Source organism: Streptomyces sp. AM25 (genome assembly GCF_058146165.1).
In genome coordinates, this window is record NZ_JBKIWN010000054.1 from 1 (window position 1) to 17,514 (window position 17,514).

Below are 17,514 nucleotides of genomic sequence, written 5' to 3' on the forward strand. Positions count from 1 at the left end.
CAAAAACCACTAGGCCAAAAGGCCTAAAAACACCTAAATCATGATAGACCCTCTCGCGGTGATGCGCTGTCGCCGGTCAGGTGGGTCGGTGGTGGTCTAGTCTTCCGTTCCCGTCAGGCGCCGGTAGAGCGGGCTGGCTGTGCGGAGGTGTTCGTGGGTGCCCACGGCTTCCACGCGTCCGCCGTCGAGCACGATGATCTGGTCCGCGGTGCGGACGGTGGAGATGCGGTGGGCAATGGTCAGCAGGGCGGTCCGGGTGGCGATGCGCTCGACGGTCTGTGCAAGGCCGGCCTCGTTGATGGTGTCCATGTGGGCGGTGGGCTCGTCCAGGAGCAGCAGGGTGGGGCGGGGCAGTAGTGCGCGTGCGATGGCTACGCGTTGGCGTTCTCCTCCGGACAGAAGCACGCCGTGGTCGCCGACGGGGGTCTCCAGGCCCTCGGGGAGGCGTTGGAGGAGGTCTCGGAGGTTGGCCAGGCGGATGACGCGGCGGATTTCGTGCTCGCGGGCGTCGGGGGCGGCGTAGGTGAGGTTGTCGCGCAGGGTGCCGTGCAGGATGGGGCTGTCCTGTTCGACCAGCCCGATGTGGGAGCGGCATTCGCTGCGGGTGAGGTCGGCGGCGTTGCGGCCGTTGATCCAGATGGTGCCGTCGTCGGGGTCGTAGAAGCGGGCGATGAGGGCGAAGAGTGTGGATTTGCCTGCTCCGGAGGGTCCGACCACCGCGGTGCGGGAGCAGCGGGGGATGTGGAAGGAGACGTCGTGCAGGATGTGGCGGTCGCGGTAGGCGAAGTGGATCCCCCGTAGTTCCAGGGCAGGCGGGTCGGCTTTTGCCTGGTGACCTGCCGGGAGGGTTGTCGTGGCCGGGATGCCGGGTCGGGTGGGGCGGGCGGCCGGGGCTTGTGTTTCTTCGGCGGGAAGGTCGAGGACGTCGCGGGTGCGGGTGAGGGCTGCGCGGCCTTTCTGGACGAGTCCGGCGGCCTGGAAGAGGCTTGACAGCGGAACGGCAAGGTAGGTGATGTAGAGGAGGAATGCGATCAGGTGGGCCAGTGGGATGGTGCCGTGGGCGACTTGGATGCCGCCGGCGATCAGGACGAGGATGAACGAGCCGTTGGCGGCGAGTTCGACCGCGGGGCTGGTGAGGGAGTCGAGTCTGGCTGCGCGGACCCCGGCGGTGAATGCGGCGCGGGCGCGGTCGCCGATGCGCTCGTTCTCGCGGTCGGTCGCCCGGCTGGCGCGGACGGTGCGGATGGCCGACATGGCGCGTTCGAGGTCGGCGGACATCTCGCCGACGCTGTGCTGGGCGAGTTCGGTGACGTCACGGACCCTGGCGAGGGCAAGGGCGGCGGCACCGCTGGCGATGGCCAGCACGGCGCAGACCAGGAGGAACAGGAAGGGGGCGAGCCAGAGCATCACCGAGGCGCCGCCGAGGACGACGACCGTGGCGGAGAGGATGTCGACGGAACCGTAGGCCACCACGTCACGCAGCAGCATGGTGTCGGTGCCGACCCGTGACACCAGGTCGCCGGTACGCAGGTTGTCGTGTTCGCGCATGCGCAGCCGCAGCAGGCGGGAGATCATCTTCAGGCGCAGGCTGAGGACGATGCTCTCGCCGGTGCGTTCCAGAACGTAGTGCGTGAGGCCTTCGGTGAGGGCCTGGGCGATGAACACCACGGCGAGGAGCGTTATGGGGAGGAGGAGGTTGCCGCTGGAGCGGGTGGTGTCGATGGCGTGGAGTGCCAGGAGGGGCTGGGCCAGGCCGAGTCCGGATGCGGTCAGGGACAGCAGGCAGGCGACGAGGAGTTTGCGCCGGTGGCCGTCGGTCAGCAGCCGCAGGGCCGATACGCGCTCCGGCGGGCCCTCGCTGTCAGGGTCGCTTGCGGCGGGCCGGGTACGGGAGTTGTCCGGGCGGGACGGAGCAGGGGTGATCACGGGCTGGTCTGTCCTTCTGTGGCTGTGACGCCGGCAACCGGCTCCACCAGATGGGACATCACTGGCGCCGGCAGAGGTGTTTGATGACGGCTTGTGGTGGCCCCGCCTCGTGACCGCGTACCTGGTGGTGGGGCCACTGGGAACGTCACCGCACGCTCTGCGACCGCCTGGGGGCCACATGGCCAATGTCGAGGGGCTGCTGAACCAACGTGGAGCCATCTTTCGGTGTGCTCAGGGCATTGTGGTCGTGGTTCCGGCGTCGGCGGTATCGGGTGGGGGCACGCGTAGCATCGGGCGGTAGTAGTCCTGGTTGAAGGGTTCCTCGACGGGGCGGCCGTCGGCCTCGACCCAGGCGTGGGCGGAGAAGGGCATGGTGCGGACCCCTGTACACCACACGGGCCAGGTTCCGCGCAGGCGGCACAGCAGTGCGGTGGCCAGTGACCGCGGCAGGCACCCTTCTCCCGCGCACAGAGTGCTGACCCCGACTACCGCCCGGCGCGCTGTGCGGGCCTGTTCGTAGGTCGCCGGCCCGGCCTTGCGGCAGAGCAGTTGCAGTACCGGGACCAGCTGCTTTGGCGGGAGCACGGCCAGTGTCCGTGCCACGGCGACCGCGGTCCGGGCGGTGATCCGTTGTGAGAGCGGCCGGTCTCCCCTGTCGCGTTCGAGTGACCTGGCGTGTCCGGCGAGCGAAGCATCCCCGGACGTATCGGAGGCCGACGTCGACGTCACGGCTGTGCCAGGAATCCGTTGGCCCGCAGCCCTTCGGCCAGTGCGCGGACGTCATGGGCGGCCTGGTCCGTGCTCACAGGGTACCGATCGCTGAGCATCCGTGCCGCGGACTGCTCGGTTCCGCCCGCCAGGAGCGTGCGGAGGATGGCCGTGCCGGTGGAGTTGAGGTGCCAGTAGTCCCCGCGCCGTTCGTCCAGCAGGACCGAGCCGTCTTCTGTCTCGGTCAGCCGGACGTGCGCGGCGAGTCTGGTGGTGGTCATGGGTCGGTCCTTTCGACGTTCTCGCTCTTCCATGGAGTCGGGTGTGCTTCGCGGTCGCGGAGCCAGCGTTCACACGCGGCGGTGTGAGCCAGGGCCGTGGGCGACAGGTGCGGGGGCGGCGAGCCCGCGCACGCCTGGCGCCATGCCGTGGGGTCGACCAGACCGAGCACGGCGAGCCGGGAATCCTCGGTGAGGGCCAGGAGCTCGGCGCGGTGTTGGCGCAGCCCGGCGTACTCCAGGTCGTCCGCATCGCCTCCGCCCTTGGTCCGGCGCTGCAGAATGGCGGTGGGGACGATGGTGTCCATGGCCCGGGCCATCAGCGGCTTGAACCTCCATGGGGTGCTCCGTTCGTGCGGTTGCACGGACAGACATGCCTGGACGACCTGGTTGTCCAGCAGCGGCGCCGCCATCGGCAGACCCGCCCCGGCCGTGAGCCAGGCGAGCAACCGGGTATCCCGGCCGCTCTGGCGGATGACATCCAGCGCGTGGTGACGTCCCCGGTGTGCGCTCAGCGGCCGGGCGCCGCGGCCCAGCGAACGCACTGCTTCAGCCGCGTGCGAGGTGGCCCACGGGGGCAGGGCGAAGGACATTCCCCACTCCAGATCCTCGACGCCCCCATGCTGCCGCCCGTCGGTGATGCCGCGCATCTGCCCCTCCATCCAGGAAGGGAAAGAGCCGCGTCGGAGCAATGCCCGCAGGGAGCCCGCGAGTTGCCATCGGTGCAGTGCGCGGTAGCCGGTCAGGTGGTCCCAGGCGATCCGGGGCCGCCGCAGGGCCACATCGTGCAGGTAGGCCGGCGGGCACTCCAGTACCTCATCTCCACCGTGGCCGGTCAGGTGAACGCGGGAGCGGCCGGCAAGCCGTCGGGCCGGCTCCAGGTAGGAGGAGCGGTCCTCCAGCCACAGGAACGGCTCGTCCATCGGTACCCCGGCATCGTTGATCCCGGCGAAGGGGAGCGAGGCATCGTCGTCCGGCACGCTCAGCTGTTCCACCCCCGGCAGGGCCTCCAGCGCGAGACGTGTCCAGTAGGGATCGTCATCACGCGGATCATCGGAGCCGAAGGTGAACGCCACCAGCTGTGAAGGCCCTCGCGCAGCCAGGAAGCACACCGGAGTCGAGTCCAGCCCGCCGGACAGGTCGCAGCTGACCACACCCCCGCCACGGGTACGCACGGCGACCGCAGCGGACAGCGCCTCACGCAGCACCGGAGCGCCGTCCGCCAGCGAGAGCACCGGGGCGGGGGGATGCCACCAGCGCACCGTCCGCGCCCTCTGGTCCCCCACGACGCTGAGGCAGCAGTCTTCGGCAACGGCCTCGACCCCGCTCCACACGGGCATCGCGTGCAGCGGATGCGGCACGCCCGGCAGCAACATCCGTGCGGCCAGGCGCCCTTGGTCCACGGTGGCGTCGGCCATGTCGGCCAGTACATCGGCCCGGGAGGCGGCCACGCTCACGTGCCCGGTCCGTGTGTGGAAGACGCGCCGCAGCCCGGACACCGTGCCCTGCACCCGAAGGGCGCGCCCTTCGGCGGCCACGATGTGGAAGCTGCCGGGCCATCGCATGGCCCACTCGCTCACCCCCAAGAGGCCCCCCTCCTCTTCCAGGGCCCGGGCCAGCTGCCCCTCATCCACCGGACAACAGCCGATCAAAGCAACGCGCAGCAAACCGGCTTCAGCAAGGACAATGTCCTGTTCACGCCACTCGCCCAACAGCCAAGGCCGTCCTGACGGGTGGTCAATTCGCCTTGGAATGCGGTCATGCGGTGGCAAAGCCACGGCGAAGGTGGCATCATGGTCTGGTAGGGCCACAAACCACGCTTCGCCGCGGCAAGACCCAGGGTGACCGGTCATCACATCCCTAAGGGTCTTAGCGCCGGTGTCCGTGGCGCCTGTTGTCACGCCGACGGCCCCAGCCGCCGCGCGTCAGCTGGGAGAAGGAACCGACCTTGGTCAGCGCCGGAACCTCGTAAACAGCCTCTCGCATGTTGCACCTCCCTTCTGCGTCCGAGCCGGTGGGACGAGAAGAAATTACGGCTGGCCGCAGCTCCTCCGGCAGCCCATAACAAGACACCCCAGATGCGACATGTGCATGTCGATCGATTCCGGTGGTTCCAGACGTTGGCCGAATGGGCGGCAGGAGTGCCTGCTTTGGCCTCAACACCGTTGCTTAGCAGCCAGGTTGAGGTGTCGGCAGGCCGCCACGCACAGGGGCGCCACCGGGTCCCGGCCGTTCGCGTGGCGCGGTGAGCGTGCGCGTCCCGGCCAGAAGCTGCCCGCGGACGAATACAAAAGAAGGCCGGGAGCGACAGCGTACGAACGAACTGAACCCTACGTGATCAAGCCTGCGTGTCCTCCGTGGCCGAAAAGCGTATGTCGCGTGCCCGACGTCCGCAAAGGCTTTCCATGCGGAGGTAATCGCCACCTTTTAATCGACAGGGTGAGCGATGGCCGGAAAAATTATCCCGCGCTCGCAATGCCCTGGCGATGACGGGCGGCCGGTGCGACAAGGCGACGGCCGAGCCCGAATGCGCCTTTCGGTAGCCAGCGGTTGGCGCCACGGCGTTCAGCCCGTACCTCGGAAGAGAAGAGGGGGCGGGAGCGTCGGCCGTCAACAGGGAGGGCAGCCGGGCGCATTCGGGTGGTTATGTGGAAATCTTCTATCCCTGGTGCACTCGCGGGCCCGAGACTGGGGCCTCCGGCCGGGATTTCGGGTGGTCCACCCTGAGTGCTGTCCCGGCCGGGCCCGACAGGTGTTCACATTGAAGGAGAGGCCCATGGCCCGTGTACTGGTCCGGCGGTTCGCCGCGCTTGCCGCTTCAGCCGCCCTGCTGTCCGGTGTTGCCGTAGGGGCAGGCGGCACGGCCTACGCCGCGGCATCCGCTCACCACACTCTTGCCGCGAAGATGACCAGCGAGCCCTGGGGCCGGGCCGTGGACAAGAAGCACGACCGCCACGAAGGCGGGTACTACTGGCGTGAGTCGGGCGGCGTCAAGGCCCGCTGGAACACCTCGCACCGCTACTGGGAGCGCCAGGTCGGCCACCGCTGGGAGCACTGGAACGGCCACCGCTGGGTGGCGTGAGCTATTGCGGGACGGTTCAGGCAGGTGACTGTGGCCCCGGGCGTGTGCCCGGGGCCATAGCTTTTCCGGCGAGACGCCCCCGCCACAGGAGCAGGCGGCGCGGGGCCCGCCGGTACCGCTCGCGGCTGCACGGCAGGGGTCAGCGGTGTCTGCGTGTTCCCTCTTCCTGGACCGGCAGTGCCTGACGGGTGGTGGGGAACGTCGGCGCGGGAAGGACCGAGACTTCCGATGCGGCTTGGGCGAGTTGTTCTCTGGTGCCGGCAGGCAGGTCCGGCGGCCTGCGGACAGGGTGGTGGAAGCCGAAGGCGGAGGTGAGGTCTCCGAAGGTGTTTCGGCGCCAGGCGCTGATGTTGGGCTCGGTCACTTCCGTGCCGTGTGCTGCTGTCCAGCGTTCGAGGAAGCGCAGGCAGGAGGTGTGGTCGAAGGCTTCGCCTGCGACCCAACCGCCCACTGTCCAGGGGGAGATGATCAGGCAGGGTACGCGGAATCCGCCGCCGATCGGCAGGCTTCCCACGAACTCGTCCGGCGTGCCGTCTTCGGGGACGGGCGGGGGGACGTGGTCGAAGAGGCCGTCGTTCTCGTCGTAGTTGAGAATGACCACGGTTTTGCGCCAGACGGCGGGGTTGGAGGCGATGGCGTCGATTTTCTGGGCCACGAAGTCCGCTCCCGCGGCCGGCAGGGCATCGGGGTGTTCGGACGTGGCGGTGGAGGGAATGATCCACGATACGGCGGGCAGCCGGTCGTTGCGGGCGTCGTCCTCGAAGGCTCCGTCCGGCAGGCGGCGCATGCCCCGTTCGTACAGCTGGCTTTCCGGCTGTGCTTCGCGGAACTGTTTGAAGCCGTTGAGGACGCTCAGGGAGCCGTTGTCCTGGCCCTGGTAGACCTGCCAGGTGAAGCCGGCGTCCTGGAGGCGTTCGGCGTAGGTGGTCCACTGGTAGAAGGTCGGCGGGTAGTCGTTGCTGGTGACCGGGCCGCCCCGGGTGGCGCCGGGGTCGATGGTGCCGGACATCCAGTACAGCCGGTTGGGCCAGGTCGGCCCGAGCACCGAGCAGAAGTAGTTGTCGCAGACCGTGAACGTCTCGGCCAGCGCGAACTGGAACGGGATGTCCTCGCGCGTGTGATAGCCCATGACGTAGGGGGCGTTGGCCCCGTCGGCCGCACGGTGCGCGGGCATCCACTGGTCCATCTTCCCGTGGTTCCAGGCCTGGTGCTGCACCTCCCAGGCGTGACTGGTGGAGGGAATGGCCTGTGCGTTCGTTCTGCGCGTATCGAGGCGGAAGGGCAGCAGGTAGCCTCGCGGGTTCTCCTTGTCCGGCTGGAAGAAGACACTGTGCCCGTCCGGCAGCTTCACAGCGTCGGGGTCGCCAAGACCGCGCACGCCGCTGAGGGTGCCGAAGTAGTGGTCGAACGACCGGTTCTCCTGCATCAGCAGCACCACATGCTCGACATCCGCCAGCGAACCTCCCCGGGGCCGCCCGGCCGCCACGGCCCGCTGCACACTCGCCGGCAGCACCGCCAACCCCGCTGCCCGCCCGGTCCCGCCGCGCGCAAGCCTGCACCGGTTCATGCCAGCCATGATTCCTCTTCTCGTAGCGCGTATACCTGCGCAGCAGCTACACCGGTGTCCGGCCCTATGCCGGGACCGGGCACGTCCCTGCGGCGCCCTTCAGCCCGGCGGGGGATCGGACCCAGCCACTGGTCCGCCCGCCACCGTCCGGCGTGATCAGGCAGTGGGGCTGGTATTCATCAGGTCCTCGTGATGCTGGACCTCCACCGCGCTGCCTTCTTCCTCGAGCAACCTGGCACCGGAAGCGTCGCCCTGGTGCCGTACGACGAGGTAGCAGCCGGCCTCCAGGTGACTGCTGTACCTGGGGACATGCTTCCTGGCGAGGAAATGCCCCATCACCGCCCCCATGCCGCCGCCGACCGCAGCGCCCTCCACAGCCCCCACGACACCGGAGGCCAGCGGACCGAGAATGAGCAGCGGCCCCACCCCGGGGATGAACAGCGACGCCGCTCCCGACAGCACCCCGAACAGGCCGCCCACCCACGCACCGCCCTTCGCCCCGGCCTTCGCACTCTCCCCCGCGGCTGCGAACCCGTGCACCTCGGTCTTGCTGTGCAAGTCCTTGCCCACGATGGACACTTCACCGGCCGGTACGCCCTGCTCCAGCAACGTCTGCACGGCGACCTCGGCTTCAGCCATGGACGTATACACCCCAACAAACCCACCTGATGCGGCGTCAAGCATGTGATCTTTCCTGTTCTGTTGCCGCCAGGGGCGCCCTGGCGGGTGTGTGCTCATCAACGATCAGTTACGTCAACGGGCAGGCTGTACCAGGCCGGAGCGCAACCCTGGATGCGGCGTTGATCCGCTGTGTTCGTGACCTGCGGGGAAGAAGCAGGTGCGGCGAAAGGTCTGCAGGCCTGGTGATCACTCGCACGAGTGGAGCGGCAAGGCGTAAGGGTGCTGTCTGTGGCAGGCTCTGCGCATCACCAAACCTTGGGGGTGTCATGCACGGCCACGGCGGCGGACATCATGGCCACGGCGGCGGAGGCCACCATGGCGGTCATCACCACGGTGATCGTCACCACGGCTATGACGGCTGGCAGTACGCCGGCGGAGGCCGGGCATGGGGGCGTGGGAGATTTCGCCGCCGGGGCGGATGCCTGGGCATGGTGCTTGCGTCGGCAGTCTTCGCGGCGCTCGCCCTCACCGCGCTGCTGCTGCCCGTCTGACACTGCAAGGAGGCCGGACCGCAGAGGCCCTCGGCCTGCCGTACGCACTGCGCGGCGCCGGGCTGGTGACTGCCTGAAGGCAACCGCTGCGGGGCAAACATCGGAACATCAGTACGCGCTGGCTCCGGCTCTCAGGACGGTCAGCGACGGCCGCGTCGTTGCACGGTTCCGGGCCAGAGGAGCCCCGTACCGGCGTGTTCTGGCCCTCGCGCGTGCTCTCGTCCCCGTCAAGACGGCTGGAGGCCGGGCTCCTCTTCGGGTTCCGTCTGCGGCCAGCCTGCCGCACCGCGTCCAGCGGGACCTGTGCCCAGCGGGGGTGTCGGGATGCGCTGTGGGCCGTATTTTGACAGCGGGCGCGCTCCGTCCCCGGGCCGAGGCACACCGGTGCGCAAGAGGCGCCATCTACGCGTGGTGCAGGGGATGCACCCGCTGGGCGTGGTACGTACGCTGTACCTGATGTGCGTGTGAAGGCCGGGCCCGGTGCCCGTGCGACGGCTGACCCCGGTGTCCACGCGGGGGCCGGACCGAGTGACTGTGGCGTGCCGGACCTCCGTTGCCACGCCAGGGCGGAAGCGGGCCGCTGCTGGACGGGAGCTGGGTGCAGACGGTCCCCGACGTGCCGGCCTGCTCGGTCTCGGGCGTGCCCTGGTTGGTGAGGGTCACCGTGGCCTGGATCTGGTCGCTATAGGTCCAGCGGCCGTTGCCCGGGGCGATGTTGATGCTGTAGGGCTGTGATGTTCCCGGGCAGCTGGTGGCGCCTTCGGATTGCGTGGCCTGTCCGTTGATGTTTCTGCCGTCGGTGGCCTGGACGGCCACGGTCGGGAACGCGCTGGAGGCGGGCGCCAGGCCGCAGGTGTAGGTTCCCGTCACCGTGATGGTTCCATCGGCGTTGAGCACGGCGGAGTTGTTGACGGTGACGGCGGCGGGCGACTGGGCGTGAGCCGGTGCGGTGAACCCCGCCAGCAGCCCGGCGGCCGCCACCGGGGCTATCGCAGCCATGCGCAGTGTCGAACGCATGATGATCCCTTTCGGATACAGATCTGTCGGACATGGAACGTGCCAGCCCCGGCTTCCGGGATCTCCGCAGCCGGAGACAGCAGTGGCCAGGAGGCCGCACTGCAGGGGAAGAGGCCCGGGCCGCGCGTTTCAGGCGCATCTCCCGGGCCGTCGGGTAACCGGCAGGGCCACGATGCTCGCGGGCCTGCCACCGTCCCACAATCGAACAACCGCTTCGTACGGTTGCGCGGGGAGCAGTTGCGCGCCGTGTGGCGTAAAGGACGCGCTCCATGACAAGGGCCGTCGATTGCCGGGCGGCTGCCAGGAGTGCTGTGCTGTGGCTCTTCGGCCGCCAGCATCAACCGGAGGATGCGGGGACTCCCGTGACGTTGTGGGCAGGGCGTGTGCACCGGGGAGCAGTGGCGGCTTCGTCAAGTTCCGGTGATGGCAAACCCTCCCGGGGCGGTATGCCGCGTATGGGTTCAACAGGCCATGATGTGGGGCGTGTTCTGTTACGGCGGCACGGATGGCTGGTGGGTGGTCGTGGCGGGAGAGCTCGATGTGGTTACCTCCCAGGCTCTTCGCGACACACTGCGGAGCGCACTGTCGGAGCATCGTGTTGTCGTGGTGGACCTGACGCAACTCACCTTCTGTGACTGTTCAGGCATCGACGCACTGCTCAGCGGTGCCCGCACGGCGCAACAGCACGATGCGGAACTGTACTTGCATGGTGTTCCGCCGTTCCTGGACCGGCTGCTCCGGCTGCTGCACGTCAGCAGTGTGTTCACCGTCCAGCCGTCCTGGCGCTGATACCCACCGCAGCAAGCTGGACTGCCCCGGCCGCTACCGCGTTCGTCCCAGCCGCCAGCCGAGAGGTAACCGGCGACGAGACCCTCTCCCCTTCGTGACGGGCGGCAGGGGGAGCACGCGGGTGACTTCTCGGAGGTGAGACGAGCCGGAAGAGTGCTGCCCGTAAGAATACTTGTGACCACAGGGGATGCAGGGGACTGCGTTCGCCATGCCGGGCACACCCGTACATCGCTCGCGAGGCCCCCAGGGTGCCGACCACGGGACCCGACGCGGGAACGCATGCCGGCCCCACCCGGTACGGGGGCATACCGCCATGTCCGGGCTGCTTGTTGGCCACACTCTGACAGCCGTGCAGCTGTGTCCAAAACTCCAACTGGCCTGTCCGGGAGCGGTCGATGGCCGAATCCGTGTCCTTCGATCCGGGATCTGTGTTCCCGGGGCAGGGAGTCGGCGGCGCCGGCCCGGCCCGGCCATGGGGATACCTGTGGGAAGTCCGGATCATTGTCCAGAATGTGGGTATGAGCTGGGACCCGCGGTGCCACTGCCCGTCCTCTCCCCTTCCGGGGGTGACCGTGCAGGAGCCTTTCGCCCTGGATGACATGCGGCATGTGCGACTGGCCGCGTGGCGGGCGCAGAATCCGTTCTTCGACAACGTGTTTGTTGATCCGGGGTATTCGCGCACGGTCTTCTGCGGGCGTGGTCTGCTGTTCATAGCCCGTCAGCTTCCGCCTGCGTCCGCCTGGCGGGTGTGGCTGGCATGGTTCACCGAGACCCGCGGCGGGGCCTGGCTGGCTCTGGTTGCGCACACCGGCGAACACGCCCGTGCGGCCGGCGCCTGGCGGTCGGCGGAGGCGCTGGCCGTCCAGATGCACACCGGTTCCTGGGAACAGGCGCTCGCTCTGTTCACCGCGCCGCCGCCGGGGTCACGTTGAGGTGCAGCCTGCTGCGGTCACCGTGATCAAGCGGAGCGGTGACCGCAGCTCTCCCTCACCGGGGGAAGGCCGCTGTCCCGGGCCGTGGGGTGGACTCCGGGACAGTCGGGGCCTGCGGCAGGGCGGCATAGAAGAGCCCGGCCGCACGGCCGCAAGCAACAACGCCACAGCCACCGGTCAGGACACGGCAGGCACCCTCCGCCCATGAAATGGATCTTCACCGGCCGTCCTCTGCCCGGTACGGTGGGGGCAACGCTGGAGACAGCAGCAGCGAGATGGGGGTGGCGGGCATGGCGGGCGAGACCATAGTGACCGCAACGGGCAACCTCACTGCTGAAGTGGACCTGCGTTCCACCGCCTCCGGCATCCCCGTGGCCGGATATCACCATTGCCTCCACACCGCGTGTCTTCGACCGTGACAACAGCGAATTCCGCGATGGCGAAGCGTTGTTCCTGCGCTGCACTCTCTGGTGTCGGCGGCGGGTGAATCGTGACCCACTTTGGCCGCTTGGGTTCAAAGGGTCAGCGTTCGACCGTCGCCGAGATCTGGCGGCAGCCTGCCGAGAGCGCCGCACAGCCGCTGGCCAAAGGAACGCGGGTCATCGTCACCGGACGCCTCAAACAACGCACGTTCGAGGACAAGGAAGGACAGCGCCGCACCGTCGTTGAAATCGATGCCGAGGAAGTCGCTGTCTCCCTGGCCTGCGCGCGCTGCCGTCACCCGGACCTACCGCCCACGGACGGCATCACCAGGGTCGTCCGAGCCCGGACAGCAGGCCCCGCCCGCACAAGCCTCCCAAGAGCATCCCTTCTGACGCCGCCAGCACCGCCTGCCGGGAAACACGAGATCCCGGGATACCACCGCCCACGGGGCACCATCCCGCAACACCCCGCCACGCGGACGGCAAGGCCGTCCCTGTCCAGGGCCCTCGGGGCAGCAAACCGCAGATGTACCGTCAGCGTGCACTGTCAACAGCGGCCCTCAGACGCAGGGGGCGGGCCATACAGACGAACACCGGGGACTGCAGGGAGGGCCGCTTCGTGCCGATCTCCTCATACCCCCACGACCGGTAGAGGGCTGCCGTCGCAGGCTGCCCGGGGTCGGCCAGCATCATCACCCGCTCCTCGTCCCGTCCGCTGAGCAGCGCATCGTGAAGGCGCTGCGCCAGGCCGGTACCGTGCCACGGTGCCCGCACGACGAGCTCGTTGCACACCAGGGTCCGCCATCCGTTCTCGGCGGTGTATCCGTCGGGCAGTGGTGTGAGCATGCCGTCCCACCAGCTGGAGTCCGGGCCGAGGGGGCCGGCGTGGGCGAAACCGGCCGGTTCGCCCTGGTGGTAGGCGATGACCGCCTCCCATCCCGGCCTGGCGGCGCAGCTGCTGAGGCGGGTGGTGAACTGCCCGGCGCCGTGGAACCCGGCGTCCGCGCCGGCATGGACGCCGCTGTAGACGTCCAGGAGAGGACCACGGGCTCTTTCAAGGTCCCAGTAGTGGCGGAGTATTTCGGATCTCACGCGGTGGCGCCTTTCTCTCGGCTCTTGACGGGCTCCGGGCGTGCCGGGGCCGGGGAAATGAGCGACTGCCTGCGCGGGCCGGCGCAGGCTCATGACAAGCTGCCGTGACACCCCTACCAAGACCGCGGCGAGGAAGACGGCTCCTTGCGGTCCGCTGATATCCCTCCCCGCTCCAGACGCCCCCTGCCCCTTACCCAGCGCAACCGCACCGTTGCTGCTGGTCGCTCAGCCGGTGACCTTACGGGGGCGCGGCATCGCACGGTCCACTCTTGTCGCTATCTGGCCGGAATGATCTGTTCCGTGACGGAAGATCAAGGTTTCCGGGCCAAGCCCGTCGATCAGCTTCGGGACTGCCGAGACGAAAGGGGCACATCCGGGCCCCTCTCCCTGCCCCGCCGGGATGCAACTCCTCATCGCCGAGACAGGGAGGCCCCCTCGAACACCGAAGACTGTGCGCCGGGGGCTGCGGTGCTGGCACGATTGCCGTATGCCAGAACAGAGCGATCTGCCGGACGGGACCGACGTCCAACCGCGCGATGATCTCGCGTCCAACGAGGACACCGCAGCGGAGTGGGACGTGGACGACCGCGACGGGACAGCCCGGTGATGCGCACCCGCAGGCGGCAGCCGCGGCGACGGCGAGTGCTGATCGCGGCCGCCCTCACCATGGGCGCCATCACGTGCCTGCTGTTCGGCGACATCATCACCGGGCTGATGCGCACCCGGATCCGCCTGGGCAGCGGCGCGGACTGCCCCTGACCACGGACAGCAACAGCTCAAACAGCGCCCGCCGGCCCATCGCACCGCGCCCCGTATAAAGAGCCTGCTCTGCTTCCTCGTTGGAGTGAACGTGAACCACGCCTGATGCGCGGGGACATAGGCTGGGGCCAGCGGGCCGGGAGCCCGACCAGCGGTTGGTGGTGGGCATTGTGGTGGGCCGGGTCCACCTTGGGTCGCACTGGCGGCGGGAGGCGTTGCGCACGAACCTGTGGCTGGTGCCCATGGTGGAAGTCGTCCTCGCCAGTGGCGTGTTCCTGGGCACCTGCGCGCTGGACTGGTCGGCGTACCAGGGCTCGCTGGGGCTGCCGTGGTGGGTCATCGACGGGTCCGCCGATGCCGCCCGTCAGGTTCTGGCCGTGATGGCGGGTTCGCTGATCACTGTGGTCGGTGTGGTGTTCTCGGTCGTGATCGTGACCCTGACGCTGGCCTCCACCCAGTTCGGGCCGCGGATGCTGCGGGCCTTCATCCGCGACCGCACCACGCAACTGACCCTGGGCACCTTCGTCGCCACGTTCGTCTATGCGGTCCTCGCGCTGATCGCCGTCAGCCCGGGCCCGCACGGCGACTTCGTACCGCACCTGTCGATCACCGTCTGCATGGCTCTGGTACTGGCCGACCTGGCCTTACTGATCTACTTCATCCACCACACCGCCACCTCCATCCAGCTGCCGCACGTGATCGCAGGCATCGCCGCCGAGCTGTCCGCAGCTCTCGAAGCCAGCCAGACACAGCCCCGGCAGGCAGACCGGGCCGAGCACGGGCCGTCCGCCGCGGAACTGCACACCCGTCTGGATGCATCAGGAGGTCCGGTACCGGCACCGGCCAGCGGCTACCTGCAATTCGTCCACTACCGGACACTGGTACGCATCGCCACCGCACTCGACGCGGTCATCCGCCTGGAACACCACCCCGGGCACTTCGTGGTGCAAGGACACCGCCTGGCCACCGTCTGGCCTGCCGACGCCGCACCCGCAGTGGCCCGCAGCCTCGCACGCGTGCACATCACCGGCCCCTCCCGGACCCTCACCCAGGACATCGCCTTCGCCGTGGACCAGCTGGCCGAGATCGCCATCCGGGCCCTGTCCCCCGCCGTCAACGACACCTTCACCGCACTGACCTGCATCGACTGGCTGGGAGACGGACTATGCCGGGCCGCAGCACAATGGCAGCCCCACCCCGAACACCGGGACACAGCCGGCCACATCCGCGTCCTGGCGGAACCCGTGGGATACCAACAGCTGACCGAGCGCGCATTCGAGAAAATCCGGCAGGCCAGCCGGGGCATGCCAGCCGTACTGATCCGCCAACTCGACACCCTCGCCAGCATCATGGCAGAAACCACCACCCCACAACAGCGCCAAGTACTGCTGCACCAGGCACAGATGATCCACCGCGCAAGCGCCGAATCAGTACCCGAACAAGCCGACCACGAGGACATCACCCGCCGCTACGCCGCCGTACTGAAGGCCCACGCACGCCTCGGCAGCCGGACCTGATCCCGCCCGCCACGCCGCGCAAAGACTCCAACACGCAGTCCGCCACGGGGCTTTCCCCCAACGCTCAGCCGGTTACGGCGTACGCCGGCTGCTGGGCCTGTCCGACCAGTGCCGGACCCTCGCAAGCGCCTGCGTGACGGTGTTCACCGAGGCCCGTATCCGGTCGTTGTGCTGATGCCTGGCGACCCGCTCACTGACATGGTCACGGACCTCGGCGACCAGATCCCCGACCATCACCAGGACCGTTGCCGTCGTGATCTGTCTGCTGGTCACCGCGCCCAGGTCCCAGCGCGCGTGCACGCCCAGCTCCACGACGAGAACAACAATGATCAGCCCGAACCAGATGCCCGTCTTCTTCAGAAAAGCAACCAGGTTGACGCTTTCCAGCCGCACGGCCAGCCCGACACTGGCCAAGACGATCACTCCCGCCGCGATGGCCAGGGCTTTCCACGACTGATGGAAGATATCCATCCCATGCGCCAGGAACACCAGGATCCAGGCCGTGACCTGGATCAGAGTCCGCTCATCATACGGATGCACCGTAACGGGCAGTCTCTTGACACCCAGCTCCGTCACACGCCCCCCAGAAGTGTCTCTTTCGCTGCACAAACGCGACAACTAGCAGCACACGGGCCATGATTCCCGGCAGTGCACACGAGGTAGCGTCAGGGAGTCGTTAAACCCCGATGGCCACACCCCAGCGAGCACCGGTATCCGCCCTCACGCGCCTGCTGCAGTCATCGGCACAACGGAAATTTGCCACGGTGCGCCCCGGCCCGGGCGCCATGCCGGGTCTCCAGCGCCACCCGGGCACCGGCCTGGCCGTTAGCTACCGGCGGGCGCGGATGCGGGCCGGTCGCGATCCCGGTGCGGGCCCGCCGTGTCACCGTCCGGGGGCTACTTGCCGGGGTTGATCGGAGTGCTGCTGTCGGAGTGGTGCCAGTCGAACTGCTGGTAGATGTTGGCGCCCCCTGACCGGCCGGCGGTCATGAGATGGTACGAGCCTCGCGGTCCCGGCATGCCGGTGGCGTTCAGGCACGCGTTGGCGTCGTTGCACACGCTGCGGTTGGTGTCGAACTTCCACCGCTGGTTCGGGTCACCGGCGTTGCACGAGACGGCGATGGCGTCCGGGCCGTCGGAGGGCCCGTTGGCGACGTGGCCCCACAGGCACCGGCCGTCGTTGGTGCTGTGGACGAGACCGTCGTGGTCGACGAACCAGAACTGGTTCCAGCTGCCGTCGCACGACTTGAGGACGACCGGTCTGCCGTTGCCGTTGGTCTGTCTGTACTCGTCCATGCAGAAGTAGGTGCCGTTGCCGGACGGCGGCTTGTAGAGGGCGGCGAGGAAGCCGTAGGCGTAGGGCTGGGGGTTCACCGGGTCCGCCTGCGCGGGGACGGACGGCAGGGCGAGGCCCAGGCCGAGGGCGAGGGCTGCTGCCGAGACGATTCTTCGTGTGCGCGTCATGGCTTCATTCCTTCTGACGGAACGTCATGAGATCTCGTGCGGAGGAATGATGGCAGGGTTCCGGGGCGGTGGACAGCGTTCCGTTTTCCCTCGTATCGACGAGTTCCAGGGCCCGCACGCCCCTTCCAGCGCGGTGTTCGCCGCGCTCGCGGCCTCTGCCCAGCTGGGAACGCGGATACAGCGATCACACCAGCGCGGACGTCGAACGAGCACGCATGCCCCGAGAGGCAGCGGCTCAGCAAGAGGGGGGCAGTTCGTCTGCGTGGCCTCCCGTGATCAGGTAGACCACACGGCGGGCCGCCGAGACGGCGTGGCCGGCGAACTGCTCGTAGTACCAGCTGGCCCCGGTGACATCGACCACCGTCTCGACCCCACGCTTCCAGCGTCAGGCGTGCTGGTACTGAAAGAGCATGCGGTGCAGCTCGTCCATCCGGTCATCGTCCTGCTCCAGCCGCAGCACATCCCGCACATTCTTCGTAGGGACCGCTTCCGCGGTCTGTGCCATCAGCCGGTGCGCGAGCTGCCTCATCTCCAAAACTGTGCGGTGCAGCTCGCCGGGAACGGCATGGCCCGGGTAACGCAGCCGGGTCAGTTTGGCGAGATGCCGGGCCAGGTCACCGGAACGCTCCAGGTCCGCGCACATCCGCAAGCCGGTGGCCCCCGCCTGCTGCCGCGCCAGCAGGCCGATGGCCCGTTGTCCCAGGTCACGTTGGTTTCCGCCGGCCGTCGCATCTGCGGCGATATCGCCCTCCGCGAGGGTCACTCGACTTTCGGGGTTTTCGTGGGCCT

General features: G+C 68.5%; 16 protein-coding genes and 2 pseudogenes. 6 read left to right on the top strand and 12 right to left on the bottom strand.

The genetic code is table 11. The features are described from left to right. Window positions 1-96 precede the first annotated feature (96 nt). From ACLHRZ_RS34890 to ACLHRZ_RS34910, 5 genes are all read right to left on the bottom strand, one after another. Window positions 97-1,926: an ABC transporter ATP-binding protein gene (locus tag ACLHRZ_RS34890; protein ID WP_490422643.1), complete on the bottom strand. Its 1,830-nt coding sequence runs from the start codon at window positions 1,924-1,926 to the stop codon at window positions 97-99. A gap of 231 nt (window positions 1,927-2,157) precedes the next feature. Further along, entirely contained in the window at window positions 2,158-2,655 is a 498-nt protein-coding gene (locus ACLHRZ_RS34895) for a lasso peptide biosynthesis B2 protein (protein WP_490422644.1), read from the bottom strand. Then, window positions 2,652-2,915 carry a lasso peptide biosynthesis PqqD family chaperone gene (locus tag ACLHRZ_RS34900; RefSeq protein WP_490422645.1) on the bottom strand — a complete coding sequence of 88 codons (264 nt, stop codon included), beginning with the start codon at window positions 2,913-2,915 and terminating at the stop codon, window positions 2,652-2,654. The genes ACLHRZ_RS34895 and ACLHRZ_RS34900 overlap by 4 nt, the downstream gene beginning before the upstream one ends. After that, window positions 2,912-4,492 carry an asparagine synthase-related protein gene (locus ACLHRZ_RS34905; RefSeq protein WP_490422657.1) on the bottom strand — a complete coding sequence of 527 codons (1,581 nt, stop codon included), beginning with the start codon at window positions 4,490-4,492 and terminating at the stop codon, window positions 2,912-2,914. The genes ACLHRZ_RS34900 and ACLHRZ_RS34905 overlap by 4 nt, the downstream gene beginning before the upstream one ends. A 289-nt stretch (window positions 4,493-4,781) precedes the next feature. Next, a complete protein-coding gene (locus ACLHRZ_RS34910; RefSeq protein WP_490422646.1) occupies window positions 4,782-4,898 on the bottom strand; it encodes a keywimysin-related RiPP in 117 nt (38 codons plus the stop codon). A gap of 790 nt (window positions 4,899-5,688) precedes the next feature. Here ACLHRZ_RS34910 and ACLHRZ_RS34915 point away from each other — a divergent pair. Further along, complete coding sequence (locus tag ACLHRZ_RS34915; RefSeq protein WP_490422647.1) at window positions 5,689-5,994, top strand: hypothetical protein; 306 nt, start codon at window positions 5,689-5,691, stop codon at window positions 5,992-5,994. A gap of 139 nt (window positions 5,995-6,133) precedes the next feature. Here ACLHRZ_RS34915 and ACLHRZ_RS34920 read toward each other — a convergent pair whose 3' ends face one another. From ACLHRZ_RS34920 to ACLHRZ_RS34930, 3 genes are all read right to left on the bottom strand, one after another. After that, window positions 6,134-7,570, bottom strand: a complete 1,437-nt coding sequence (locus ACLHRZ_RS34920; protein WP_490422648.1) for an alkaline phosphatase family protein — start codon at window positions 7,568-7,570, stop codon at window positions 6,134-6,136. Between the two features lie 147 nt (window positions 7,571-7,717). Beyond that, the gene (locus ACLHRZ_RS34925; RefSeq protein WP_490422649.1) at window positions 7,718-8,299 is read right to left on the bottom strand and encodes a YflT domain-containing protein; all 582 of its coding nucleotides are present in this window, start codon (window positions 8,297-8,299) and stop codon (window positions 7,718-7,720) included. A gap of 836 nt (window positions 8,300-9,135) precedes the next feature. After that, window positions 9,136-9,750: a hypothetical protein gene (locus ACLHRZ_RS34930; RefSeq protein WP_490422650.1), complete on the bottom strand. Its 615-nt coding sequence runs from the start codon at window positions 9,748-9,750 to the stop codon at window positions 9,136-9,138. Between the two features lie 423 nt (window positions 9,751-10,173). Here ACLHRZ_RS34930 and ACLHRZ_RS34935 point away from each other — a divergent pair, with 423 nt between their 5' ends. The 3 genes and pseudogenes from ACLHRZ_RS34935 to ACLHRZ_RS34945 all read left to right on the top strand — a co-directional run. Next, complete coding sequence (locus tag ACLHRZ_RS34935; protein ID WP_490422651.1) at window positions 10,174-10,539, top strand: STAS domain-containing protein; 366 nt, start codon at window positions 10,174-10,176, stop codon at window positions 10,537-10,539. 566 nt (window positions 10,540-11,105) lie between these two features. Then, on the top strand, window positions 11,106-11,471 hold the full coding sequence (locus ACLHRZ_RS34940; protein ID WP_490422652.1) for a hypothetical protein: 366 nt from the start codon (window positions 11,106-11,108) through the stop codon (window positions 11,469-11,471). 490 nt (window positions 11,472-11,961) lie between these two features. Continuing rightward, a pseudogene (locus ACLHRZ_RS34945) lies at window positions 11,962-12,102 on the top strand (single-stranded DNA-binding protein); the annotation flags it as partial. A gap of 325 nt (window positions 12,103-12,427) precedes the next feature. Here ACLHRZ_RS34945 and ACLHRZ_RS34950 read toward each other — a convergent pair. Next, complete coding sequence (locus ACLHRZ_RS34950) at window positions 12,428-12,985, bottom strand: GNAT family N-acetyltransferase (protein WP_490422658.1); 558 nt, start codon at window positions 12,983-12,985, stop codon at window positions 12,428-12,430. Window positions 12,986-13,591: 606 nt separating this feature from the next. Between ACLHRZ_RS34950 and ACLHRZ_RS34955 the strand changes: the two genes are divergently transcribed. Both ACLHRZ_RS34955 and ACLHRZ_RS34960 read left to right on the top strand, forming a co-directional pair. Next, window positions 13,592-13,744, top strand: a complete 153-nt coding sequence (locus tag ACLHRZ_RS34955; RefSeq protein WP_490422653.1) for a hypothetical protein — start codon at window positions 13,592-13,594, stop codon at window positions 13,742-13,744. A 158-nt stretch (window positions 13,745-13,902) separates the two neighbouring features. Continuing rightward, a complete protein-coding gene (locus tag ACLHRZ_RS34960; protein WP_490422654.1) occupies window positions 13,903-15,261 on the top strand; it encodes a DUF2254 domain-containing protein in 1,359 nt (452 codons plus the stop codon). Window positions 15,262-15,333: 72 nt separating this feature from the next. Here the strand turns inward: ACLHRZ_RS34960 and ACLHRZ_RS34965 are convergent, their stop codons facing one another. The 3 genes and pseudogenes from ACLHRZ_RS34965 to ACLHRZ_RS34975 form a co-directional block, all read right to left on the bottom strand. Then, window positions 15,334-15,837 (bottom strand): hypothetical protein, encoded by a 504-nt coding sequence (locus ACLHRZ_RS34965; RefSeq protein ID WP_490422655.1) that lies wholly within the window; start codon window positions 15,835-15,837, stop codon window positions 15,334-15,336. A 321-nt stretch (window positions 15,838-16,158) separates the two neighbouring features. Beyond that, the gene (locus tag ACLHRZ_RS34970; RefSeq protein WP_490422656.1) at window positions 16,159-16,725 is read right to left on the bottom strand and encodes an RICIN domain-containing protein; all 567 of its coding nucleotides are present in this window, start codon (window positions 16,723-16,725) and stop codon (window positions 16,159-16,161) included. 235 nt (window positions 16,726-16,960) lie between these two features. Continuing rightward, window positions 16,961-17,514 (bottom strand): annotated as a pseudogene (locus ACLHRZ_RS34975) (phosphate signaling complex PhoU family protein); the annotation flags it as partial.